25 protein-coding genes are annotated in these 22757 nt (G+C 72.0%); 9 read left to right on the forward strand and 16 right to left on the reverse strand.

Going from position 1 to position 22757, the window contains the following annotated elements; translation table 11 throughout:
- Position 1 precedes the first annotated feature (1 nt).
- Positions 2-265: a hypothetical protein gene (locus ITJ69_RS07375; protein WP_123672725.1), complete on the forward strand. Its 264-nt coding sequence runs from the start codon at positions 2-4 to the stop codon at positions 263-265.
- 45 nt (positions 266-310) lie between these two features.
- Here the strand turns inward: ITJ69_RS07375 and ITJ69_RS07380 are convergent, their stop codons facing one another.
- Positions 311-514, reverse strand: a complete 204-nt coding sequence (locus ITJ69_RS07380) for a hypothetical protein (protein ID WP_111085656.1) — start codon at positions 512-514, stop codon at positions 311-313.
- A gap of 144 nt (positions 515-658) precedes the next feature.
- On the opposite strand from ITJ69_RS07380, the gene ITJ69_RS07385 reads away from it, so the two are divergent.
- Positions 659-1657 carry an alpha/beta fold hydrolase gene (locus ITJ69_RS07385; protein ID WP_194672453.1) on the forward strand — a complete coding sequence of 333 codons (999 nt, stop codon included), beginning with the start codon at positions 659-661 and terminating at the stop codon, positions 1655-1657.
- A gap of 63 nt (positions 1658-1720) precedes the next feature.
- On the opposite strand, the gene ITJ69_RS07390 is transcribed toward ITJ69_RS07385, so the two are convergent.
- On the reverse strand, positions 1721-2059 hold the full coding sequence (locus tag ITJ69_RS07390) for a DUF3140 domain-containing protein (RefSeq protein WP_194672454.1): 339 nt from the start codon (positions 2057-2059) through the stop codon (positions 1721-1723).
- A gap of 108 nt (positions 2060-2167) precedes the next feature.
- Between ITJ69_RS07390 and ITJ69_RS07395 the strand changes: the two genes are divergently transcribed.
- Positions 2168-3067 carry an SDR family oxidoreductase gene (locus ITJ69_RS07395; RefSeq protein WP_123938225.1) on the forward strand — a complete coding sequence of 300 codons (900 nt, stop codon included), beginning with the start codon at positions 2168-2170 and terminating at the stop codon, positions 3065-3067.
- Between the two features lie 159 nt (positions 3068-3226).
- The gene (locus tag ITJ69_RS07400) at positions 3227-4192 is read left to right on the forward strand and encodes a methyltransferase family protein (protein WP_194672455.1); all 966 of its coding nucleotides are present in this window, start codon (positions 3227-3229) and stop codon (positions 4190-4192) included.
- Here the strand turns inward: ITJ69_RS07400 and ITJ69_RS07405 are convergent.
- The 3 genes from ITJ69_RS07405 to ITJ69_RS07415 form a co-directional block, all read right to left on the reverse strand.
- Positions 4173-4589: a VOC family protein gene (locus ITJ69_RS07405; RefSeq protein WP_123672882.1), complete on the reverse strand. Its 417-nt coding sequence runs from the start codon at positions 4587-4589 to the stop codon at positions 4173-4175. The genes ITJ69_RS07400 and ITJ69_RS07405 overlap by 20 nt on opposite strands.
- Positions 4590-4738: 149 nt before the next feature.
- The gene (locus ITJ69_RS07410) at positions 4739-5326 is read right to left on the reverse strand and encodes an acyltransferase (protein ID WP_194672456.1); all 588 of its coding nucleotides are present in this window, start codon (positions 5324-5326) and stop codon (positions 4739-4741) included.
- Positions 5327-5450: 124 nt separating this feature from the next.
- Positions 5451-6386 carry an AraC family transcriptional regulator gene (locus ITJ69_RS07415; protein ID WP_228505158.1) on the reverse strand — a complete coding sequence of 312 codons (936 nt, stop codon included), beginning with the start codon at positions 6384-6386 and terminating at the stop codon, positions 5451-5453.
- A 104-nt stretch (positions 6387-6490) separates the two neighbouring features.
- Here ITJ69_RS07415 and ITJ69_RS07420 point away from each other — a divergent pair, with 104 nt between their 5' ends.
- The gene (locus ITJ69_RS07420) at positions 6491-6823 is read left to right on the forward strand and encodes a hypothetical protein (protein ID WP_194672458.1); all 333 of its coding nucleotides are present in this window, start codon (positions 6491-6493) and stop codon (positions 6821-6823) included.
- Between the two features lie 59 nt (positions 6824-6882).
- On the opposite strand, the gene ITJ69_RS07425 is transcribed toward ITJ69_RS07420, so the two are convergent.
- Complete coding sequence (locus ITJ69_RS07425) at positions 6883-7197, reverse strand: hypothetical protein (RefSeq protein WP_131920421.1); 315 nt, start codon at positions 7195-7197, stop codon at positions 6883-6885.
- A 213-nt stretch (positions 7198-7410) separates the two neighbouring features.
- Here ITJ69_RS07425 and ITJ69_RS07430 point away from each other — a divergent pair, with 213 nt between their 5' ends.
- A complete protein-coding gene (locus ITJ69_RS07430; RefSeq protein WP_194672459.1) occupies positions 7411-8247 on the forward strand; it encodes an alpha/beta fold hydrolase in 837 nt (278 codons plus the stop codon).
- Between the two features lie 172 nt (positions 8248-8419).
- On the opposite strand, the gene ITJ69_RS07435 is transcribed toward ITJ69_RS07430, so the two are convergent.
- From ITJ69_RS07435 to ITJ69_RS07465, 7 genes are read right to left on the reverse strand one after another with little or no spacing between them, the layout of a single operon-like run.
- The gene (locus ITJ69_RS07435; protein WP_194672460.1) at positions 8420-10063 is read right to left on the reverse strand and encodes an ATP-binding cassette domain-containing protein; all 1644 of its coding nucleotides are present in this window, start codon (positions 10061-10063) and stop codon (positions 8420-8422) included.
- Positions 10060-10956: an ABC transporter permease gene (locus tag ITJ69_RS07440; protein ID WP_159573003.1), complete on the reverse strand. Its 897-nt coding sequence runs from the start codon at positions 10954-10956 to the stop codon at positions 10060-10062. Before ITJ69_RS07440 ends, ITJ69_RS07435 begins: the two co-directional genes overlap by 4 nt.
- Positions 10953-11936 (reverse strand): ABC transporter permease, encoded by a 984-nt coding sequence (locus ITJ69_RS07445; RefSeq protein ID WP_131878869.1) that lies wholly within the window; start codon positions 11934-11936, stop codon positions 10953-10955. Before ITJ69_RS07445 ends, ITJ69_RS07440 begins: the two co-directional genes overlap by 4 nt.
- Positions 11933-13495, reverse strand: coding sequence for an ABC transporter substrate-binding protein (locus tag ITJ69_RS07450; protein WP_194672461.1), 1563 nt, complete (start codon positions 13493-13495; stop codon positions 11933-11935). Before ITJ69_RS07450 ends, ITJ69_RS07445 begins: the two co-directional genes overlap by 4 nt.
- A 56-nt stretch (positions 13496-13551) precedes the next feature.
- The gene (locus tag ITJ69_RS07455; protein ID WP_194672462.1) at positions 13552-14874 is read right to left on the reverse strand and encodes an NtaA/DmoA family FMN-dependent monooxygenase; all 1323 of its coding nucleotides are present in this window, start codon (positions 14872-14874) and stop codon (positions 13552-13554) included.
- Positions 14871-16247, reverse strand: coding sequence for an LLM class flavin-dependent oxidoreductase (locus ITJ69_RS07460; protein ID WP_194672463.1), 1377 nt, complete (start codon positions 16245-16247; stop codon positions 14871-14873). Before ITJ69_RS07460 ends, ITJ69_RS07455 begins: the two co-directional genes overlap by 4 nt.
- On the reverse strand, positions 16244-17284 hold the full coding sequence (locus ITJ69_RS07465) for an LLM class flavin-dependent oxidoreductase (RefSeq protein ID WP_159573002.1): 1041 nt from the start codon (positions 17282-17284) through the stop codon (positions 16244-16246). The genes ITJ69_RS07460 and ITJ69_RS07465 overlap by 4 nt, the downstream gene beginning before the upstream one ends.
- A gap of 235 nt (positions 17285-17519) precedes the next feature.
- On the opposite strand from ITJ69_RS07465, the gene ITJ69_RS20920 reads away from it, so the two are divergent.
- Entirely contained in the window at positions 17520-18527 is a 1008-nt protein-coding gene (locus ITJ69_RS20920) for a helix-turn-helix transcriptional regulator (protein WP_194672464.1), read from the forward strand.
- 118 nt (positions 18528-18645) lie between these two features.
- On the opposite strand, the gene ITJ69_RS07475 is transcribed toward ITJ69_RS20920, so the two are convergent.
- Positions 18646-18978 (reverse strand): ASCH domain-containing protein, encoded by a 333-nt coding sequence (locus tag ITJ69_RS07475; protein ID WP_194672465.1) that lies wholly within the window; start codon positions 18976-18978, stop codon positions 18646-18648.
- Positions 18979-18981: 3 nt separating this feature from the next.
- Positions 18982-19971 carry a hypothetical protein gene (locus tag ITJ69_RS07480; protein WP_194672466.1) on the reverse strand — a complete coding sequence of 330 codons (990 nt, stop codon included), beginning with the start codon at positions 19969-19971 and terminating at the stop codon, positions 18982-18984.
- 130 nt (positions 19972-20101) lie between these two features.
- Here ITJ69_RS07480 and ITJ69_RS07485 point away from each other — a divergent pair, with 130 nt between their 5' ends.
- Both ITJ69_RS07485 and ITJ69_RS07490 read left to right on the forward strand, forming a co-directional pair.
- The gene (locus ITJ69_RS07485) at positions 20102-20788 is read left to right on the forward strand and encodes an HAD family hydrolase (RefSeq protein WP_194672467.1); all 687 of its coding nucleotides are present in this window, start codon (positions 20102-20104) and stop codon (positions 20786-20788) included.
- A 104-nt stretch (positions 20789-20892) separates the two neighbouring features.
- Positions 20893-22059, forward strand: coding sequence for a N(5)-(carboxyethyl)ornithine synthase (locus tag ITJ69_RS07490; RefSeq protein WP_159572998.1), 1167 nt, complete (start codon positions 20893-20895; stop codon positions 22057-22059).
- Between the two features lie 110 nt (positions 22060-22169).
- On the opposite strand, the gene ITJ69_RS07495 is transcribed toward ITJ69_RS07490, so the two are convergent.
- Positions 22170-22748, reverse strand: coding sequence for a TetR/AcrR family transcriptional regulator (locus tag ITJ69_RS07495; protein ID WP_194672468.1), 579 nt, complete (start codon positions 22746-22748; stop codon positions 22170-22172).
- Positions 22749-22757 lie beyond the last annotated feature (9 nt).

Here is a 22757-nt window from a genome sequence, read left to right on the forward strand (position 1 = left end):
CATGCGCAAGGACGACCTGACCGTCGACGAAGCCACGGTCATCGCCGAACACGCCCGGTCCGGTGCCCTCGAGCTGGACGACCCCGAGGTCCGCAAGGTCGTCGAGCAGGCGAACCGGGTGCTGGTCCGTGCACAGATGTGGGGCGAGGAGCGGAGTCCGAAGCTGCGTCGTCGCCGTCGGTTCATCGCGATCGGTGCGCTCGTGATGGTCCTCGTCTGGGTGGCCGGACTGCTCGTGCCGCTGGCGCTGCGCTTCGGCGTGTAGCCGGAGCCGAGCCGAGACCGGAGACGAAGCGTCGGCCCCCTCGGTTCAGCGGCCGGTGCGGGCGTTCCGGGCGAGGAGCCAGAGGTACGTGCTGTGCCCGACGAGCGCCAGGCCGAAGAAGATCGCGGCGACGGCGTAGACGCGGTCGAGCTTCCCCTGCCCGATGACGAGCATCACGATGCAGAAGGCAACGGCGATCGCCAGCACGCCGACCTGCACGGTCGACCAGATCCGTCGGAAGCGCGGCATGCCCGTCTCGTTCACCCGGCCATTCTCCCCCATGCCGAGCCCGCCGTGCGGTCGCCCGACGTCAGCCCGCGGTACGACGCGGGCGAGGCACGTCGGTACCGTGCTCCGATGTACGGCCCCGCAGGCCGGACCTAGCGTGCAGGCATGGACACGCACCACCCCACGGCCACCCCCACCAGCACCCCGGCCCGCCCTGCACGCCGACGCCGTCGCCCGCTCCGGATCATCGGCTTCTCGCTCGTCGGGCTCGTCGGCCTCGGCGCCCTCACGCTCGGCGGCACGGCCACCTACGACGCGATCGCGACGGCGGCGGAACGGGACGAAATCCGCCCGTACGGCGAACTCGTCCCCGTCACCGGCGGCCGGGTCAACGTCGCCGTCACCGGGTCCGGGGCATCGACCGTCGTGCTGCTGCCCGGCTTCGGCACGGCATCCCCCGTGATCGACTTCGCCCCGCTCGTCGACCGGCTGCAGGACACGCACCGGGTGGTGGTCGTCGAGCCGCTCGGGTACGGCCTGAGCGACGGCACCGACCGGCCCCGGACCAGCGCGAACATCGTCGACGAGGTGCACCAGGCGCTGTCGACCCTCGGCATCGACCGCTACGTGCTCGCGGGGCACTCGGTCGCCGGGATCTACGCGCTCGAGTACACGAACACGTACCCGGACGAGGTGCAGGCGTTCGTCGGCATCGACAGCAGTGTGCCGACGCAGCCCGGCATCGACGAAGCCGTCGGGTCTGGCCTGTTCCGCTTCGTGAAGGCCACCGGGCTCGCCCGTGTGCTCACTGCCGTGTCCGGCGACGCGTACGCCGGGTTGCCCTACACCGATGCGCAGAAGGAGCAGATGACACTGCTGTCACACCGCACCAGCATGCGCGCGACGTACCTGGACGAGTACGAGCACCTCGGCGCGAACTTCCGGCACGCCCGCAGCCTCGCGTTCCCCGCCGATCTGCCGGTCCGCCTGTTCGTCGTGGGCGACGACCCGGATGTGCCGGGGTGGGAGCGCCTGCACCGTGAGCAGGCGGCGTCGGTCACCGACGGCCAGGTCGTCCTGCTCGACGGCGGGCACTACCTGCACCACACGCACGCGGCGGAGATCGCCGAGGGCATCGACGCGGTCGCCGACCTCGGTCAGTGATCCCGCAGCGCCTCGACGTCCGCGCCGGCGCCGACCCGGCGTCGTTCCGAGCCGGCGCGCGGCTCAGCGCTTCTCGGGGTCGTGGCCCCAGTTCATCAACGAGTACCGCCACGGGGTGTCGTGCACGTCGCCGTCCGGCCGCTGTTCCGAGTGCCGGGCGACGTAGCCGACCACCTTCCGCATGTGGGCGCGGTCGTCGTCGGTCCGGTCCGCCTTGTGCTTCTCGAGGATCCGGATGACGTGCCGCCCGCTCTCGTGCCCGGTCGACTCACCGCCGCCCGGGGGCTTCTGCCCGACGTGCTTCGACTCGTCGGTGTCGAGCCACTCGCGGAGCTCCGACGGGGTCATGTTCACCGCGTCGGCGAAGTCGCGCTCGGTCTGCTGGTCGTCGTCGTCACTCATGGCCCCGAGGCAACCCCGCGGTCCTGGATGGGTGCGCAGGGCGGATGGCGCTCCGCCGCCGCCCAGCCGGGACGGGTTCCGTGGAGGCACGAGCAGGAAGGAACTCGCATGCCCACCGACCAGTACGAACACGGCGACCCGCGCACCCGCTACCCCGACGTCAAGCCGGAGCCGCAGACGCAGGACGAGCCGGGCCTCCAGTCCGCCATGGACCCGGTCCCCGACCTGGGCGAGACGAGCTACCGGGGCACCGGCCGGCTCGCCGGCCGCAAGGCCCTGATCACCGGCGGTGACTCCGGCATCGGCGGCGCCGTCGCGATCGCGTTCGCCCGCGAGGGCGCCGACGTCGCGATCGCCTACCTGCCGGAGGAGCAGTCCGACGCCGACCACGTGCTCGAGCAGATCCGTGCCGCCGGACGCACCGCCGTGGCGATCCCCGGCGACCTGCGTGACAAGGCGTACGCGCAGGAGCTCGTCGACCAGGCCGTCGCCGGACTCGGCGGTCTCGACGCCCTGGTGAGCGTCGCCGGCAAGCAGCGCTGGCAGCCGGACGTGCTCGACATCACCGACGACCAGTTCGAGGCGACCTTCGACGTGAACGTCTTCGGGCTGTTCCGCCTCGTCAAGGCGGCGCTGCCGCACCTGGAACCCGGTGCGACGATCACCACGACGGCGTCGATGGAGGCGTACAAGCCGGCACCCGACCGGCTCGACTACGCGGCGTCGAAGGGCGCGATCAACAACCTGTCGAAGGGGCTGTCGCAGCTGCTCGTCGAGCGTGGCATCCGCGTGAACGTCGTCGCTCCCGGGCCGACGTGGACGGTCCTGCAGCCGAGCGGCGGCGTCGACCCGTCGACGTTGCCGGAGTTCGGGAGCAGCGAGTCGCCGATGGGCCGCGCCGGACAGCCAGCCGAACTCGCACCGGCCTACGTCTTCCTGGCGTCGGACGAGTCGAGCTACGTCGTCGGCGAGACGCTCAACGTGAACGGCGGCATGGTCACGCCCTGACCTGCACCGCGCGCCGACGGGCAGATCAACCGCGAGGACTGATCCGCGGTACATCGTGAGCAGGAATGGTCGGGTTCGCTTGCAGCACCCGACCATTTCTGCTCACGAAGCGCCCCCGGGCCCGCCCCCGCGATCGACGCGCACTGCTAGCGTGCAGACGTGTCCTGGGGCCGGCTCTACTTCGCACTGCAGGCCCTCGGCGGCGCGGTGTGGTGGATCGGCGTCGCGACCGTCCCCGCCGTCCGGACGCTCACGCTCGGCTCGCTGGACCCGGTGGCCGTCGCGGCCCTCGACGTCCCGCTCTTCGTCGTGGCCTCGGCGCTCGCGGCGGTCTCCGCGGGCACGGTCGGACGGATCGCGGTGACCGTCGCCACCGTGTGGACCGCGCTCGTCCTCGCCGGACTCGCCGTCTGGGCGACCGTCACCGGCGAGGCCGGCTGGGGCGTCGTCGTCATGACCGCGGCGACCGTCGGTTCCGTGCTGGCCCTCGCCCTCGTCCTGCTCGGCCGGGTACCGACCGAGTGGTTGACGTCCGGTCCGCTGCGGTTCCGCACGGCCGACCCGGGTGCCGCGACGTCACGGCACGTGCTCGCGACGACCGTGCAGATCGTCGTCTTCTGGGGGCTGTTCCTCGGGGTGTTCCCCGTGGCCATCGCCGTCGCCGAGCACCGCTGGCGGCTGCACCCCGCACTGCCCGGACCGGTCGTGACCGCGCTGCTGGTGGTCGGGCTCGTCGTCCTCGCGCTCGCCAGCGCGCTCGGCCTCGCGTCGGCCGCGGCGATGTCGACCAAGGGCGCTGGCACCCCGCTGCCGTCCGCCAGTGCGAACCGGTTGGTCGTCGCCGGCCCGTACCGCTCGGTGCGCAACCCGATGGCGCTCGCCGGCATCACGCAGGGCGTCGCCGTCGGGCTGCTGCTCGGGTCGTGGATGGTCGTCGTCTACGCACTCGCCGGGTCGATCGTGTGGAACTGCGTCGTCCGGCCGCTCGAGGAGGCCGACCTCGAGGCCCGCTTCGGCGAGGACTTCCGCCGCTACGCCGCCCGGGTCCGGTGCTGGGTGCCGCGGTGGCCGATCGCCGCGAGCGTCGGCGGGGTCCCCGTCTCCGTCAGCTCGCCGCGCCGGTGATGTTCACGAGCCACGTGACCCGGAACCGGTCGGTGAGCATCCCGAAGGTGTCGCCCCACGGGGCCGTCGTGAGCGGTTCGATGATCGACGCGCCCTCGGCGAGCCCGTTCCAGTAGCGGGTCAGGGCCTCGTGGTCGTCGCCGCTGAGCGACAACGAGATCGTGCTCTCCGACGGCGTCTCCATGCCCGTCGGCGCGTCCGAGGCCATCAGCAGCAGGCCGTTCTCGCCCTCGAGCTGCCCGTGCATGACCTTGTCGGCGTCGGCGGGGTCCTGGCTCATGCCGGCTTCGCCGAAGGTGCCGATCGTGAGCTCGCCGTGGAACACCGAGTGGTAGAAGTCGAGGGCTTCGCGGGCCCCCGAGCGGAAGCCGAGGTACGGGTTGAGACGCACGGACATGGTGGACTCCTCACGACGGGCGGGCGTCGTCGCCCGCTGCGCGCCCATCGTCGCAGACGCGACGTGCCCGCGGAAGGGCGCGGTGCCTTGGACGGACGTGGGATGCGGCCTGGAGGCTCGTGGCGGCGCCGCCCCGCGCCTCCAGGCCGTCAGGCGGTCGCTCTGCGGTCCGTGGCCGGGTCTGCCCCGGCCAGGTCACGGATGCGCTTCGCCGGCACGCCCGCGTAGACGCCGTGCGCCAGCAGGCGCCCGGTGACGACCGCGCCGGCCGCGACGACCACGTCGTGCTCGATGTGCGCGCCGGGCAGGATCGTCGCACGGCCGCCGATCCACACGCGGTCCTCGATGACGACCGGACGGCCGGTCGCGGTGTCGCTCCACCGGCCGTCGGCGTCGATCGCGTGGTGGCTCGTCATGATGAGGACCTGCATGCCGATCGCGGCGTTCGCACCGATGCTGACGGGGGCGATGGCCTCGATGGTCGTCGCGCGGTTGAAGTAGACGCCTCGCGCGACCGACAGGTTGCGCGGGTCGCCCGTGAGCGAGAAGCCGACGCCGGGGGCCGACTCGGCGTGCGCGCCCGCGGCGTTCAGCAGCAGCCGTCGCACGACCCGCGGCAGGAACGGCGAGCCGAGCAGGGCCGTGAGCAGGACGTGCTCCCGGGCGTGCGCGACGTCCTCGCGGAGGCGTCGGGCGAACGTCGAGGTAACGGGGACGGGGACGGCTGGCGTGGCCATGCGGCCTCCTGGGCTCGAGGGAGTCGTGCGGCGACACCACACACCGGAAACGTAAGCGCTCCCCAGGAGACCGACAACGGACGCCCGGGCCGTTGCGTGATCCTTGCGGTAACGCCCCGGACCGCTACTCCCGCGCCGCCAGCGCCGTCTGCCGCGGCAGCTCCCCGAACTCCTGCCGGTAGCTCCCCGCGAACCGGCCCAGGTGCGCGAACCCCGTCGCCCGGGCGATCTCGGCGACGCTGCGGTCGTCGCCGGCCTCGAGCTGCTCCCGGGCGAGCAGGAGCCGGATCCGACGCAGGTACATCGTCGGCGTGATGCCGTGGTGCCGCTGGAACGCCGCCTGCACCCCGCGGACGCTCAGCCCCGCGGCCTCGGCGACGTCGTTGACGGTGATCTGCTCGGTCGCGTGGTCGAGCAGGAACGTCTCGGCACGGGCGAAGCGCGCGGTCGACGCCATGACCGGTTCGTGCTGCCCCACCGGCCAGTGCGGGATCGCGGTCAGCAAGCCGCCGGCGGCGAACCGGGCGAGCTCGCGCTCCCGCTCGAGCGGCACGTCGGTGGGACCCTGCAGGACCTCCTGCGCGACCGACCGGACCATGAGCCACCAGGCGGCGAGCGGCGCACCCTCTGGCACGTGTCGGGGACGGAACTCCAGCGGACCCGGCGCCCAGTCACCGCGCTCGGCGGCGACCTTCTCGACGATCGTCCGGTCGATGCGCAGCACGTCGTGCTGGAAGTCCACCCACCGGAACCGCTGCGGGTCCTGTCGGTAGAGCACGGGGCGGCCGATCTGCACCGGGTTGTCGTCGACGTGCGCCGAACCGGCCTTCACCCAGACGATCATCATCGCCCGCCCGGGCTCGACCGCGCCGCTCAGGGCACCCGTGCACCGCGTCGACTCGAGGGAGAGCAGGGCGGTGCCCCGCACGCGCTCCTCGAAGACGAAGCCCTCTCCGGTCGCCTCGACGGTGAGTCCGTGGGTCACGTGGGTCACCGACAGTGCCTCGGCCGCGACCGACGGCTCGTCTGTCCTGATCTCCCGCTGCGTGCGGTGCATCATCTCGGGCACGTGATGATCCTCGCGACATGTCGGCATCCGCGCAACGCACGACGCGCCGGGGTTCCTGGACGACGACCAGCATCCGCGCGTTTGACTGATGCGGCATGAAGTACATCCAGTACGACCGCTCCACGTTCCTGACGAGCGACGACGTCGCCGACGCCGTGATCGAGTACGCCGCGGCGCTCGCCGGCGGCAGTCGCGCGGACGCGATCGCGGTCCCGACGGTGGCGGAGGACGGCACGATGACGACCACGAAGATCCTCATCGGCCCGTCGAGCGAGATCGTCGTCGCCGACGCCGACGCGGACGAGCTCGAGGTCGAGAACGGTGAGTTCGTGGAACGCCTGCGTGCTGCAGCGCGGACGTTCGACCACCCTGAGACGATCCACGCCGACACCCGCTCGGACCTGACGGGCGACGGACCGGTCGCCTGACCGCAGCGCAGTCGGAGCGACACGCACCGCACGCACCGCGCTCACCGCGCGCACCGCGCTCACCGCCCGAGGTCGGTCGGGAACCTGCTGGCGTCGACCGCCAGGACCGCCTCGGTCCGCCGGCGCATCTCGGCCAGGAATGCCCCACCCTCGGGTTCCAGGTCGTCGTCCGGCGCCGGCTCCAGGGCGACTGCCACCGCTGGTGCGAGGAGCAGCTCCACCGTGGTGGCCGCGCCGAAGTCGTCGGTCGTCGGGACCGACACGACGTCGCTCAACCGGCTCTGGTGCAGGGCGGCCGCGTACCGGATCACCGCGTCGGCGACCGTGTCACCGGTCAGGACCCGGACGGTCCCCGCGTAGTTGACGTACTTCATCGGTGCTCCCTCGTGACGAGGGGCATCCGCCGCGGTGACGGTTCCCTGATCCTGCTGGACAGTAGGCCGTGGTCGCCGCGCGCGTCACAGACACCGAGGCCGACGCCGACGCCGACGCCGAGGGGTCTGTCCACTCCGCGCTGTCGCTCGGGATCCCGCTGGTAGCAACGAGGTGCGTGCCGCCTCCCGTGCGGCGCGGGAAGGAAGCGACTCTTGACCGAGATCACCGCCCACCACGGGCTCTTCAAGGACACGAACCTGCACGTCGACGACACCGGCGGCTCCGGCCGCACCGTCGTCCTGATCCACGGCTGGCCGCTGTCCGGCGAGTCCTGGAGCAAGCAGGTCCCGGCGTTCGTCGACGCCGGACACCGCGTCGTCACCTACGACCGTCGCGGCTTCGGTCGCAGCGACAAGCCGAAGACCGGCTACGACTACGACCACCTCACCGAGGACCTGCACACGATCCTCACCGAGCTCGACCTGCAGGACGTCACCCTCGTCGGCTTCTCGATGGGCGGCGGCGAGGTCGCCCGCTACTTCTCGAAGTACGGCACCGAGCGGCTGCACAGCGTCGTCTTCGCCTCGGCCGTGCCGCCGTACCTGCTGCAGACGTCGGACAACCCGGACGGCCCGCTGCCGAAGGAGCAGGCGGCCGAGATGACCGCGGGCCTGACGAAGGACGAGGACGCGTTCTACGACCAGTTCACGACCGACTTCTTCTCGGTGGACGGCACCCTGGTCGTCTCCGAGGAGGACCGGCAGCAGGCACTCACGCTCGCGAAGCAGGCGTCGAAGACCGCCGCGCTCGAGGCGATGGCGTCCTTCGCGAACACCGACTTCCGTGACGACCTGCCGAAGGTCACCGTGCCGACGCTCGTCATCCACGGTGACGGAGACGCGACCGTGCCGTTCGAGGGCTCGGGTGCCCGCACGCACGCCGCGATCGCCGGCTCCGAGCTGCACGTCGTGGCCGGCGGCCCGCACGGCGTCAACGTCAGCCACCCGGACGAGTGGAACCGCGTGGTGCTGGCGTTCCTCGCGAAGTAGCGCGGAACGCTCAGCGTCCGCGGCACGGAACGCGACCGACAGGCGGACGGGAGGCCCGTGGCAGACCCGCCACCCCTCCCTCGCAGGCTCGGTCGGCGCGGCCCGCGTGCCGCTGGCGCGTCACGCTGATCGGCCCGCGCCCGTCCTCCTGTGCGCAGGTCCAGGGCCCCGCTCAGGCCGCGGGAGCCACCAGACCGGCGCGCCGGCGCAGGTCGAGCGCGGCCGCGACGAGCTCGCGGGTGCGCGGGTGCGCGCCCGCGTCGAACAGCCGCTCCGCGGGGCCCACGTCGACGACACGACCGCCGTCGAAGACCGCGATGCGGTCGGCGACCCGGCGCACGACGGCGAGGTCGTGCGAGATGAACACGCAGGTCGTGCCGGTGGTGCGCTGCAGGTCGAGCACCAGGTCGAGGATCCGCGCCTGCACCGAGACGTCGAGGGCCGACGTGGGTTCGTCGCACACCACCAGCGGCACCGGTCCGGCGAACGCCCGGGCGATGGCGACGCGCTGCTTCTGCCCGCCGGACAGCTGGGCCGGCCGGCGGTCGAGGACGTCGGCGGGCAGCCCGACCCGCGCCGCGAGCTGCTCGGCGGTGCCGTCGCCGTGCAGCAGCCGGATCGCCCGTCCGAGCACCTGTCGGACCGTCCGTCGCGGGTTGAGCGAGGCGTCCGCGTTCTGGAACACGACCTGCACGGGTGGGGTGCCGGTCGGCGTCCGGTCGCCGGCGTCCAGCGTGATCGTGCCGTCGTGTCGGACCAGTCCGGCGAGTGCTCGGCCGAAGGTCGTCTTGCCGGAGCCGGACTCCCCCACGACGCCCAGCACCTCACCGCGGCGCAGCTCGAGGTCGATGCCGTCGAGGGCGACGGCGCCGTCGTACTCCTTGCGGAGGCCCCTGATCGTCGCGAGGACGTCGTGCTGCGCGGTCTCGGCGGTCGTGCCCGTCGTTCCCGCCTTGCCCGCCGTTCCCGCCTTGCCCGCCGTTCCTGCCTTGCCCGTCGTGATGTCGGGCAGGGCGTCGACGAGCTGCTTCGTGTACGGCTCCGTGGGGTGGAGCAGCACCTGGGTCGCGGTGCCCTCCTCGACGAGCACCCCGTGGCGGAGCACCCCGACCCGTCCGCAGTGCGCCGCGACCAGCGGCAGGTTGTGGCTGATGAGCAGGGTCGCGAAGCCGATCTCGGTCCGGAGCTCGTCGATGAGCGCCATGATGCCCGCCTCGACCGTGCTGTCCAGGCCGGTGGTGGGTTCGTCGAGCACGAGCAGGCGCGGACGGGCCACCAGGGCCATCGCGATCGCGACGCGCTGCTGCTGACCGCCGGACAGCTCGTGCGGGTACCGGACCCCGATCGTCGTCGGCGACGGCAGCCCGACCCGGGTGAACGCCTCGATCGTCGCGGTGTCCGCAGTCGCGCGGCCGGAGCCCGTGGCGCGCAGGACCTCGGCGACCTGGCGTCCGACCGTCATCGTCGGGTTGAGGGCGAGGCCGGGTTCCTGGTGGACGACCGCCACGACGTCGCGCCGGAACCGCCGGAGGCGCTCACCGCGCAGGGACGCGACGTCGACGCCGTCGACGACCAGCGCCGACGACCCGACGGCGGCGTCCGGGCCGAGCGACGCCGTCAGCGTGCCGGCGACGGTGCTCTTGCCGGAGCCGGACTCGCCCACGAGCCCGTACGAGCCACCGGGCTCGATCACGAACGCGACGTCGTCGACCACCCGGGTGCCGCGGTACGACACGGTGAGCCCCTCGACGCGGACCAGTGCGTCGGTCGTGCCGGTGGTCCGGGGCTGCTGGCTCGTGCCGGTCTGCTCGGTCACTCGGAGACCTCCTTGAGGTTGTCGGCGATCAGGTTCGCGGACACGACGATCGACGCCACGGCGACACCCGGGAACACGACCGTCCACCACGCGGCCTGCAGGTAGGCGCGGTTCGCGTTGATGTCGAGCCCCCAGTCGGCGGCCGGTGGTTGCGAACCGAGCCCGAGGAACGACAGCGACGCGGTGATGAAGATCGCGGCACCGAGGCTCAGGACCGCCTGGATCACGAAGACCCCGATCACGTTCGGCAGCAACTCGGTGACCATCGCCCGGACGGCGCTCTCACCCTGCAGCCGTGCGGCCTGGACGTAGGACTTGCCCATCTCGACGAGCACCGCGGCCCGGACGATCCGCGCGATGCCCGGCGCGAAAAGCACGCCGACGATGAGGACGAGCGCGGGCGTCGACACCCCGAACGCACCGACGAGCACGACCAGGAAGATCAGGCTGGGCAACGCGAGCAGCACGTCGAAGAACCGCATCAGGGCGGTGTCGACCCAGCCGCGGTGGTAGCCGGCGAGCAGGCCCAGGGTGCCGCCGACGACGGTCGCCAGCGCCGCGCCGAACGGGCCGATGACGAGCGCCGGCCGGGCCCCGGCGGCGACGCGGGCGAAGACGTCACGGCCGAGCGAGTCGGTGCCGAACCAGTGCGCAGCGCTCGGCGCCTGCAGGAGCTCGCCGGTGCGGGCGAAGGGCTGCAGGCCGAGCAGGTGCCAGCCCACGGCCAGGACGACCCACCAGAGCAGGATCGCCACGGAGACCAGGAACGTGGGACGCCGGAGGAGTCCGCGCCACCCGCGGCGGGTGACCCGTGCGGTGCCCGTGGTGATCGACGCCGACGGACGACCGGCGACCCCGTCGGTCTCGACGGCGCCGGGGACGACGGCGGTCATGCGGTGGCCACCCGTTCGAAGCGGATCCGGGGATCGACCACCACGAACAGCAGGTCGGTGAGCAGGAGCGCGCCGAGCGAGAGCGCCCCGGCGAGCATCACCCCGCTCTCGAGCAGCAGGGCGTCCTTGCGTTCGGCGGCCGACACGAGCAGCGCGCCGAGGCCCGGGTAGGAGAACAGGGTCTCGACGATGACGCTGCCGCCGAGCAGGGTGCCGAGGTAGATGCCGAGCACCGAGAACGTCGGGATGAGCGCGTTGCGGACGACGTGCCGGCGGACGACCTGGCCGGTGGTCAGGCCCTTGAGCACGGCGGTGCGGTGGAACTGCGACCGGATCGTCTCGATCGTCCCCGCACGCACCATCCGGGTCAGGACGGCGAGGTACGCCAGGGCGAGCACCACGGCGGGCAGCGTGAGCACCCGGAGCCGCTCGCCGAACCCGGCGTCGAGCGCACCGGACGCCTGCACCGGCACCACCCGCAGCCAGACCGCGAAGACGAGCAGCAGCACGATCCCGACGACGAACTCCGGCACCGCCGAGATCGTCAGCAGCCCGACCGTGACGGCCCGGTCGGAGCGGCGACCCTGCCGGTACGCCTGCACGGCACCGAGCGTGATCGCGACCGGCACCATGATGACGAACGCGTACGCGCCGAGCAGCAGGGAGTTGCCGAGACGGCCGAGCACCAGGTCGCGGACCGGCTCGGAGTAGACGAAGCTCGTGCCCCAGTCCCCCGTGACGAACCCGCCGATCCAGTGCAGGTACCGGCTGACGAGGGACCCGTCGAGCCCGTGGTCGACGTTCCACGCGCGCACCTGCGCCGCCGTCGCGTACTGCCCGAGGGCGTTCCGGCCCGGGTCCCCCGGCACGACCTGGACCAGCCAGAACGTCAGGACGGAGACCACGACCAGGACGAGCGGGATCTGGACGACCCGTTGCCCGACCAGGGTCAGCAGACGACGGCGGCGCGCGGTGCTCATGACGCGGTGACCCCGATGCCCCGGAAGTCGAACCCGCCCGGGAAGTCCTGCCCCGACCGGAAGGTGCCCGTGACGCGCTTCTGCAGCAGGATGCTGCTCGACGCGAACGCAGGGACGATCACGGGCAGGTCGGTCCACTCGATCTCGGCGATCTGGTTCGCCAGGTCCTGCCGCTCCGACTCGTCGGTCGTCGACTCGTACCGGTCGGTCAGCTGCTCGAGCTCCGGGCTCGAGTACTTCGAGGCGTTCCAGACGGCGCCGTCGCGGTAGATCAGGTCGACGTACTGCGCGGGCAGGCGCTGCGCCCAGTTGGTGATCGTCACCGGGGCGTTCAGCCACGGGGTGTCGTCGCCGTCGGCGTAGTACTGCGCGCTCGTCAGCACCTTGAGGGTGACGTCGAACCCGCCGACCGCCTCGAGCTGCTGCTGCACCACCTGGGCGAGGGCCTTCTCGGCGTCGAGCGTCGTGATCTCGAACGAGACCGTCCTGCCGCCGAGCAGGTCCGCGACCTTCGCCTTGTCCTGCTCGCGCTGCTCGAGTCCCTTCGGCTGGATCGCCGAACTCGGGAAGAACGTGGTGTCGTTGCCGACCTCGGCTGCGCCGCCGTAGACCGTCTTGACGATCTCCTCGCGGTCGAGCGCGAGGGCGAAGGCCTCACGGACCTTCGGGTCGTCGAAGGGCGCCTTGGTGACGTCGAGGAAGATGCCGTCGAACTTGTTGAAGTACGGTTCGGTCTCGGTGTAGTCCGAGGCCTGCAGTGTCGACGTCGCGGTGGGGCTGGCGGCGATCTGGTCGATCTCCCCGCTCTGGAACGCGAGCAGCTGGGCCTGCTCGTCGGCGTAGAACTTCACGTCGACCTGCTGCAGCTCCACGTCCTTCGCGTCCCAGTAGTCCGGGTTCTTCGTGAACGTGGCGCCCTGGCCGGCCGAGTACTTCGTCAGCACGAACTGTCCGGCGCCGACGGGCTGCTTGGCCCAGTTCGCGCCGGCGTCGAAGCCGGCCGGCTGGATGGTCGTGTTCGAGCCCGTGAGCAGGTAGGGGAAGTCGGCGTACGGCTTGGCGAGCGTGAAGTCGATGGTCGAGGCACCGTCGGCGGCGACCGACTGCAGGATGCCGTCGAAGCTCGACTTGCCGGGCGACTGGCTGTCCTTGCCGATGATCGAGTCGAACGTCGCGACGACGTCCTTGCTCGTGAGCGCGGCACCGTCGGAGAACTGCAGGTCGTCGCGGAGCTGCACCGTCCAGGTGCGTCCGTCGGACGACGCCTTCCACGAGTCGGCCAGACGGCCCTCGAGCTTGCCCTTCGCGTCCTGGCTGAGCAGGCCCTCGGACGCCAACCCCACGATGAACATCGCGTTGTAGTCCGAGGTGGTGAGCGGGTTGATCGTGCTGTCGGGCTCCTGGAGTCCGAGCGTGTAGGTGCCGGTGTCCGAGGACGATCCGGGCGAGGCGTCGCCGCCGGACGAGCACGCGGCGAGCGTGAGGGCGAGGGCGGACGCGGTGGCCGCGAGGGCGAGGCGCTTGAGGCGACGCCGCCGCGACGTGAGGTCGACGGTCACGGATGACTCCTAGGGGTTCGGGTTGCAGGGGTGCGGTGCTGGGAGGGGTGGTGCGGTCAGCGGTGCGCGCGGTCCGGCACCCGGGGGTGTCCGAAGCGCTCGCGCAGGGTGAGGTCGTCGTACGCCGTGGCGGTCCGGCCGCGGCGCTGCAGTTCCGGCACGACGTGGTCGACGAACCGGTCGATCCCGCCGGGCAGGTACGGGAACTGCACGATGAAGCCGTCGGCGCCACCGTCGTCGGCGAGCTCCTCGAACCGGTCGGCGATCTCCGGTCCGGTGCCCGTCAGCAGGCTGCGGCGGTACGACCACGCGTAGACGTCGCGGGGCGTCGCGGGGCCGTCGGCGAGCAGCCGGTCGACCGCGGGCTTCGGCGAGCGGGTCTCGTTCGAGGTGTCGAACTCCTCGGCGTAGTCGAACGGCACGTCGACGTCGCGGCCGGACAGGTCCTGCCCGATCTGGTGCGACACGTCCTCGAGGATGAGAGCGTCCGGCGTCAGGGCGAGGATCGCGTCCGCCTCGGCTCGGGCGTCGGCGGCGGTCTCCCCCACGACCGGCATCACCGACGGCATGATCTTCACCGCGTCGGCGGAGCGGCCGTGCCGGACGGCGCGGGCGCGCAGGTCGTCGACGAAGCGTCGGACGTCCGCGGTGGAGCCACCACGGGTGAACACCGCGTCGGCCGTGTCCGCGGCGAGTTCCAGCCCGGACTCGGACCCGCCGGCCTGGAACAGCAGCGGGTGGCCCTGCGGCGGCCGGGCGATGTTGAGCGGCCCGCGCACCCGGAAGAACTCGCCCTCGTGGTCGAGACGGTGCAGGCCGTCGCGGCGCGCGAAGACCCCGGACGACGGGTCGGCCACGATCGCGTCGTCGTCCCAGCTGTCCAGCAGCCCGTTCACGACGTCGACGAACTCGCGACCGCGCTCGTACCGCCGGGAGTGGTCGATGTGGGCGTCACCACCGAAGTTGCGAGCCTCTTCGTCGTAGCGGCTCGTGACGAGGTTCCACGCGGCTCGCCCACGGCTGAGGTGGTCGAGCGAGGCGAGGGTCCTGGCCAGGTGGTACGGCTCGTTGTACGTCGTCGACACGGTCGCGGCGAGGCCGATCCGCGACGTCACCTGGGACAGCGCGGCGAGCAGCGTGAACGGTTCGGGCCGCAGCGCACCGTAGTGGTCGACGCCCGACGGGTACCGGTCCCAGAAGTACAGGCCGTCGGCGAGGAAGAGCGTGTCGAAGACCCCGCGCTCGGCGGTCTGCGCGATGTGGCGGTGGTGCCGGATGCTCAGGTGCTCGGCCGGGCGCGAGGACGGGTGCCGCCACCCGGTGACGTGCGCGCCGCCCGGGTGGAAGGCGAAGGCGCCCAGCAGGATGCGGTCGCTCATGCGGACGCCTCCTGGTCGACAGCCGCGGGCGCCGGCGCGGCTGCCGAACCGTCGTACCGGCTCGCCGGTCGCGCCAACCCGAGGTGCTCCCGCAGGGTGTCGCCGCGGTACGCGCGGTCGTACACGCCGCGACGTTCGAGCTCCGGCACCACCTGGTCGACGAACCGGTCGACGCTCACCGGGATCGACGAGAACGCGAGCATGTAGCCGTCGGCGGCGTCCTGCTCGTAGCGCTCGGTCAGCCAGTCGGCGATCTGCTCGGGCGTGCCCGGCAGGAACCGACGGCGCAGGATCGTCCGGTAGACCTCGCGCAGCGTGGTGGCCTCGGCAGCGATGCGGCGGATTGACTCGTAGACGGACTTCGACTGGTTGATCGCCGTCTCGTCGAAGACGTGCTCGAACGGTGCGTCGAGCGGCCGGTCGGACAGGTCGGTCTGCAGGTAGTGGGACAGCAGGTCGAGCGAGACGCGGTCCGGTGTCAGCTCCTCGATCTCGTCGAGCTGCCGCAGCGCGTCGGCCTCGGTGTCGCCGATCACCGGCGACACCGCCGGCAGGATCAGCATCGACGACGCGTCACGTCCGTGCTCGACGGCGCGGCGCTTGTAGTCGGCGTACAGGGCCTGCGCGTCGGCGAGGTCGTCCTGCCAGAGGGTGAAGACGCCCTCGGCCTTCGCCCCGGCCAGCGCACGGCCGGCCTCGGACGCCCCGGCCTGGAACAGCACCGGGTGGGCCTGCGGCGGCCGGGCGATGTTGAGCGGGCCGCGCACGCGGAAGAACTCGCCCTCGTGGTCGAGCACGTGCAGTCCGTCGCGCTTCGCGAAGTACCCGGACTCCTGGTCGTACAGGAACGCGTCGTCGTCCCAGCTGTCCCAGAGGCCCTGCACGACGTCGACGAACTCGGCACCCCGGCGGTAGCGGACGGCGTGGTCGAGGTTCGCGTCGCGGCCGAAGTTCCAGGCCTCTTCGTCCGAGGCGCTCGTGACGAGGTTCCAGGCGGCCCGGCCCTCGCTCAGGTGGTCGATCGACGCCAGCTTCCGGGCCACGTGGTACGGCTCGTTGTAGGTGGTCGAGACCGTCGCGGCGAGCCCGATGTGCTCGGTCCGCTGCGACAGGGCACCGAGCAGGGTGAAGGGCTCGGTGCGGATGTTCACGGCGTGGTCGATGCCCGACGCGAAGCGGTCCCAGACGTACAGCTCGTCGGCGATGAACAGCGTCGCGAACCCACCGCGCTCGAGCGTCTGCGCGAACCGGACGTAGTACTCGACGTCCAGGTAGGCGTCCGGCTCGCTGCCCGGCAGGCGCCAGCTCATGACGTGCTCGCCGCCGGGGTAGAACACCATCCCGCCGAGCACCAGGCCGCCGTCGCGGGTCATGCCGTCACCGCCTCGTGGGCCAGGACGGCGCCGAGCTGCGGGGCCACCTGCTCGGCGAACAGCGCGAGGGCGTCCGTCCGTGCACCGACGTCGGAGTAGCCGTCGTCGACCTGCACGTTGAGCTGCGTCGCGTACCGGGAGTACGGCTTCGACGCGATCGACTCCGCGATGTCGTCGGCCGTGCCGTAGTGCAGGTTGAGCGACGCGGCCTTCTCGGCCAGGGTCGTCGCCGGCGGCAGGAACGACTCGCCCCACGCGTACTTCGCCTCGATGCCCGCACGCGCCTCGCGCAGCGCGGTCTCGCGGTCCGGGGCCGGGTAGATCGCCGTCGAGAGCGCGACGCGGGGAACAGCGCCGTCTGGCAGTGCGGCGTGGTAGGCGTCCGCGGTCACCTCGGCCGGCACGGTCTGCGTGGTGCCGATCAGCACTCCGTGCCCCCGACGGGCGGCGATGGCGGCGCTCTCGGCGCTGAGCGTGGCGTCCCAGATCCGGTCGAGCAGCCCGCTGCCGTCCGGGTTCAGGCGTGCGGTCCCCGTGCCGAGTGACGCACCACGCAGCGCGTCGAGCAGCCGTGCGAGCTGCTCGTCGAACGCGGCACGACGGGTGTCGTGGTCGGCCCCGACCAGACCGGGCGCGAAGACGTCGAGGGTCTCCGGGCCGCCACCGTTCGCGACGCCGAGTTCCACCCGGCCGTCGCTGATCGCGTCGAGGACGGCGGCGTCCTCGGCGACCCGGACCGGGTCCTCGTGCGGCAACGTGACCGCGCCGAGCCCGAGGCGCAGGGTGGACGTCCGTTCGGCGAGGGCGGCGAAGAAGACGAACGGGGACGGCAGACCGCCGCGAGCCGGTGCGTCGTCGTGCCGGAAGTGGAACTGGCGGACCCAGGCCCCGTCGTACCCGAGGCGTTCCGCCGCGGTGAAGAGCTCGAGCTCCTCGCGGTAGGCCCGGGTCGCCGGCGGCGCCTCGGTGCCGTGCGAGAACACCGCGATCCGCAACGGCACCGTGGCCGCGCGGGCGGTGCGTTCGACGTGCGTCATGCAACACTCCCTCGTCAGTGGAGCGATGCAAACACGAGCGAGCGACGCGCACGAGCGTCGACGTAACGGGGCGCAGTGATTCGTCACGGAACGTAGGAGAGCGCGCACAGCGCGGAACAGGAGCATCATCACCGCCCTTGTGCCCGGAGCAGGACCGACGTAGCTTGGCGGCAGCTGCCCCGGACCCCGGTCGCCGGAACTCCTGTGTTCCTCGAGACGATCAGGGAGTGTCACCGTGCCGCAACAATCCGTCGACGAGACGTCATCCGCGACCACCACCGAACCGAACACCGCCACCGCCGCCGCTCCGGTCCGCCTGGAGGCCTCGGCGTCCACGCCCGAGCAGGCCCTCGAGCAGTTGCCGGGCCTCGTCACGGGCACCTCCTGGCAGACCCGTCCGACCACCGGGGCGTACTCGTTCCGGTACCTGGCCGTCGGCGACGGCAACGTGACGCTCCGCCGGTCGCAGATGCGCGGCTACGTCCGCGGCACCGTGGCCCCCGACGACGCGTACATCGTCGTCCTGGTGCTCGGCGGCGTCGTCACGCTCGACCTCCTGCGCGGCGGCGGGCCGGTCGACAACGGCGTGCCGGCGCTGATGCCCACCGAACGACGCGCCGTGGTCGAGGCCAGCAACCACGACGCCGTCATGGTGCACCTCACCCGCGCGTTCGTGCGGTCCGTCGCCGAGGAGCGCCACGGCCTGCCCTCCGGCGGCCTGCACCTCGACGAGCGTGCCGTCCCCGCAGCGGACGCCGTCGTGCGCTGGCGGCAGGTCCTCGAGTCCGCTCGTCGAGTCCTCGCGGCGCAGGGCGTGGCCTCGACCGCGTGGTCGGACGCCACCCGGGCCGTCGCCGTCGCCTTCCTCGCCCTGTACCCACCGAAGGCCGCCGAACCGTCGAGCGCCCTGTGGGCACCCCGGAACGCCCGGATCCGGCGAGCGGTCGACCACGTGCACGAGCACGCGGCGGAACCCATCGCCGTGTCGGACCTCGCCGCGGTGTCCGGCTTGAGCGTCCGTGCCGTGCAGGAGTCGTTCCAGCGGCTGTTCGGGATGCCGCCGTCGGCCTACGTCCGGTCCGTCCGGCTCCAGCGCGTCCGGGGCGACCTGCTGCGACTCGACACCGCGACCACCTCGGTGAGCGAGGTCGCCCGCAGCTGGGGGTTCGCCCACCTCGGCCGGTTCTCGGCGGAGTACACGAGCCGCTACGGCGAGTACCCGAAGGCCACGCTGCACCGGTGACCGGTCGAGCGCGCGCCACGCGCCCTGGGCAGGGCCGACGGGCGGACGGGAGGCGCGGGGCGGGCCCGGACCGCGCCTCCCGTCCGTCAGGTCGTCCCGTCCACCGCCCTGGCGGACGTCACGCAGACGGCGTCGCGTCGAGCGCGATGACCGCGACCTGGACCACTGCGTCGTCCGGCATGTCCGGGTAGTAGTTGGCGCGCAGCTGCCGGGCGAAGTCGACCATGTCGGTGTCGGCCGGCTGGTGCGCTGCCCAAGGGGTGAGCTCCGCCAGGCGGTGGTCGGTCACCTCGGTGACCTGGCCGGCCAACGGTGTCGCCGAGGGGTGCTCGTCGAAGACGAACACCGCGGGGCCGGTGCGGACGTCCTCGTGCCAGCGCACCGTCGTGACCTTCTCGCCGCGCTGGACGGCGTCGTGGTGCTTCTGGTGGAAGTGGATCGTCTGGGACACGGATCAAGTCTGGTCGATGTCGACCAGGTCCGCGTGCCGCGCGGCGTAGGCCGTCGCACGGCGGATCCGGCGGAGCGTCAGCGGGACGATCCAGACGAGCACCGCCACCATGAGCGCGAGGAACACCGGCGGCAGGATCCCGAGGTCGCCGCGGATCCACGTCGACACCATCTGGAACGCGAGCGCTGTGTAGAGCAGCCCGATGTACGCGAGCTGGAACCGCAGCGCGAGTGGGACCACCGTGGCGTACCGGACGGCGCCGACCTGCTCAGCCGGGTCGAGCGGCAGGTCCGCGCCGCGGGCCACGATCTTCGCGAAGCGACGGAGTCGACCGAGGTCGTGGCCGGCGGACGCCCGCAAGAGCCCGTTCAACGGCAGCGACTGGAGCAGGGCCGCGAACGCGGTCGCAGTGAAGACCAGCTGGCCGGCGAGGAAGGCCGCCTGGGTGAGTCCAGCGGGGTCGTCCCCGGTGAGGGCGGCCAGGACCACCACGCCGATCGTCACGACGACGATGGACACGCCGAAGGTCACCGCGATCACCACGATCGTGTGGCGGAGTTCGGCCGGTCCGAACCGGTAGCCGACCGGGTACGCCGCCGGCGACGGCTCCGTGCGCCGGAACAGCGCACCGAGTGGTCGCGCGATCACCAGCAGCACCGCCGCTCCCCCGATCAGCACGACCGGCACCCAGACCGGCGCACCGGCCGAGACCGACGCGAGCACGACGACCACCGCACCCGCAACGTCCACGGCGACCACGCCCAGCAGCCACCACCGCAGGTACCGGGAACTGTCCGTGGACGACCGGTGGTCCCAGTAGCCCGCCAACGACCCGACCACCGCAGGCCCGACGACGAACATCGGGATGCTGACGCTCACCGCGATGATCAGGACGTCCGAAACGTCGCTGAGTTCGAACACCGCCAGCAGGGTGCCCCCGAGGGTGAGCGCCGTGATCAGCACGATGAGCAGGACGTAGCTCAGGACCCGCATGGGGTGACTCCTCTTCCGGCAGGACGACGCCTCCCAGTGCATCCTGGCCGAGCTCCGGCGGGCCGGCCCACTTCGTGCGGAGAACCGCATCACGTCAGGTCGTCGAGGCGGCCGTCCCTACGCTGAGGACATGGCGCAGCTGCGAGCGGTCGGGTTCGACCTCGACGGGACGCTGTTCGACCACCGTGGCGCAGCGACCACCGGTGCCGCCCGGTTCCTCGAGTCACTCGGCATCCCGGTCTCGCTGTCCGCCATCGGCCGCTGGTTCGCCGCCGAGACCGAGCAGTTCGAGCGGTGGCGAGCCGGGCAGATCAGCTTCCCCGAGCAGCGGCGCGAACGGCTGCGGGCCGTCCTGCCCGCGCTCGGCGTGCCGATCCCCGCCGACGACGGCGGGCTGGACGAGCTCTTCGACGCGTACCGGCACCAGTACGAGGCATCGTGCCGTGCGTACCCGGGGAGCCTGCCGCTGCTGCGGACGCTCCGTGTGCAGGGGTACCGCATCGGCGTGCTGACGAACGGCACCGAGACGCAGCAGGTCGACAAGCTGCGCCGCACCGGCTTGCTCGACGCAGTCGACGTCGTGTGCACCTCGGAGCGGATCGGGGTGCAGAAGCCGGACCGTCGCGCGTTCGAGACCCTGTCCGCCGAACTCGGCGTCGAGCCGAGCGGCTGCTTGTTCGTCGGGGACAGTGTCGCGCACGACGTGGAGGCGGCCTGGGCCGCCGGGATGCACGGGCTGTTGATCGACCACGAGGCCACGGACGGCCCCGACATGGAGACCCTGGTGCTCACGGCGCTCGCCGACCGCCGCGGGTGACGTGGCCGCTCGGCCGCTCGGCCGCTCGACGGCTCGACGGCTCGGCCGCTCGACGGCTCGACGGCTCGGCCGCTCGGCGGCGGCAAGCGGCCGTAGAGTGCACCATGACCCAAACACCGGCAGCATCGCCGCTGCTGCACCTCGGGGTGCTGGCCGAGTCGCGGAAACCCGACGAACGCCGCCTCCCGATCCACCCCGCCCACTTCGAGCGCATCGACCCCGACCTGCGCGCGAACATCATCCTGGAACGCGGGTACGGTCGCCGCTTCGGCGTCACGGACGACCAGCTCGAACCCCTCGTCGGCGCCATGGCGGACCGAGCCGAGCTCATCGCCGCGTCGGACGTCGTCCTGCTGCCCAAGCCCCAGGTGTCCGACCTCGAGGACCTGCGGGACGGGCAGGTCCTGTGGGGCTGGCCGCACTGCGTGCAGGACCCCGCCCTCACCCAGGTCGCGATCGACAAGCGCCTGACCCTCATCGCGTGGGAGTCGATGAACCACTGGCGGTCGGACGGCGGGTTCAGCCTGCACGTGTTCCACAAGAACAACGAGCTCGCGGGCTACTGCTCGGTCATCCACGCCCTGCAGCTCTGTGGTTCCACCGGGGACTACGGCCGCCGCCTCACCGCGGTCGTGATCGGCTTCGGGGCTACCGCCCGCGGTGCCGTCACCGCGCTGAACGCCCACGGGATCCACGACGTCCGCGTCCTGACCAATCGCGACATCGCCGCCGTGGGATCGCCGATCCCGTCCGTCGACATGCTGCAGATCAGCCAGGACGACCACGACCCCAGCGGCAACACGGTCAAGACCGAGGACGGTCCGGTGCCGCTGGCGCCGTACCTGGCCGAGAACGACATCGTCGTGAACTGCACGCTCCAGGACCCGAACGCGCCGCTCACGTACCTGCGCACCGAGGACCTGGGCGTGTTCCGTCCGGGCAGCCTCATCGTCGACGTCTCGATCGACGTGGGGATGGGGTTCGAGTGGGCGCAGGCGACGACCTTCGCCGAACCGATGACCACCGTCGGCGAGAGCACGAACTACTACGCCGTCGACCACAGCCCCTCGCTGCTCTGGAACTCGACGACGTGGGAGATCAGCGACGCGTTGATGCCGTTCCTCCGGCCGGTGATGGCGGGCGCGGCCGCGTGGGCCGACTCGGACACGATCCGACGCGCCGTCGAGATCGAGGACGGCCACGTGCGCAACCCGGCGATCCTCGCGTTCCAGGGCCGCTCGGACGAGTACCCGCACGCGGTGGCCGGCTGACCCGGGCGCTGGGCGGGCGCTGGTCGGGCGCTGGTCGGGCGCTGACCCGATGCGGAACGACGAGGTCGACGTCGTGCGACAACGGCCTCGTCGTACCGCGTCGGCGGTGCTCACCGGAGCGCCGCAGCAGCCTCCCGCAGCTCGGCGAACGCTGCGAGCGCATGACCCGCGAGTCCGTCGTCATCAGCGCGTGCCGCACCGGCCCACTGGTCGAACCCCTGCTTGAAGGCGAGCACGCCCATCTCGCTCGCGAGCCGGGCCGTCGGTTCCGCGACCCCGCGCTCGATGAGCGCATCGGTCATCGCGGCGGCCATCCCGACGCTCTTCAGGGCGTCGCGCTCCTGCAGTTCGGCGCTCGCGGCGACCGCGGCCTTGAGTCGCGGTCCCAGCTCGCGGTTCATCGGACCCATCTCGCCCGATGCACGTTCGAGCCCAGCGGCGACGGCGTCGAGCGGTGAACGTTCGGGCGCTGCGTCGGTGATCCCCTCGGACAACAAGCGGCTCAGCGTCTCCTGCCCGGCGACGAGCAGTTCGCGCTTGTCCGGGAAGTGTCGGAAGAAGGTGCTCTTCGTGACCCCCGCTCGCTCGGCGATCTGCGTCACGGTCGTCTCGTCGTACCCCTGCTCGGAGAACAGGTCGACGGCGGCCAGGACCAGCCGTTCCCGAGCTCCCGGTTCCCATCGCGCCATGGAAGCATC

It is taken from the genome of Curtobacterium sp. VKM Ac-2887, assembly GCF_015350935.1.
Classification (GTDB): Bacteria; Actinomycetota; Actinomycetes; order Actinomycetales; family Microbacteriaceae; genus Curtobacterium.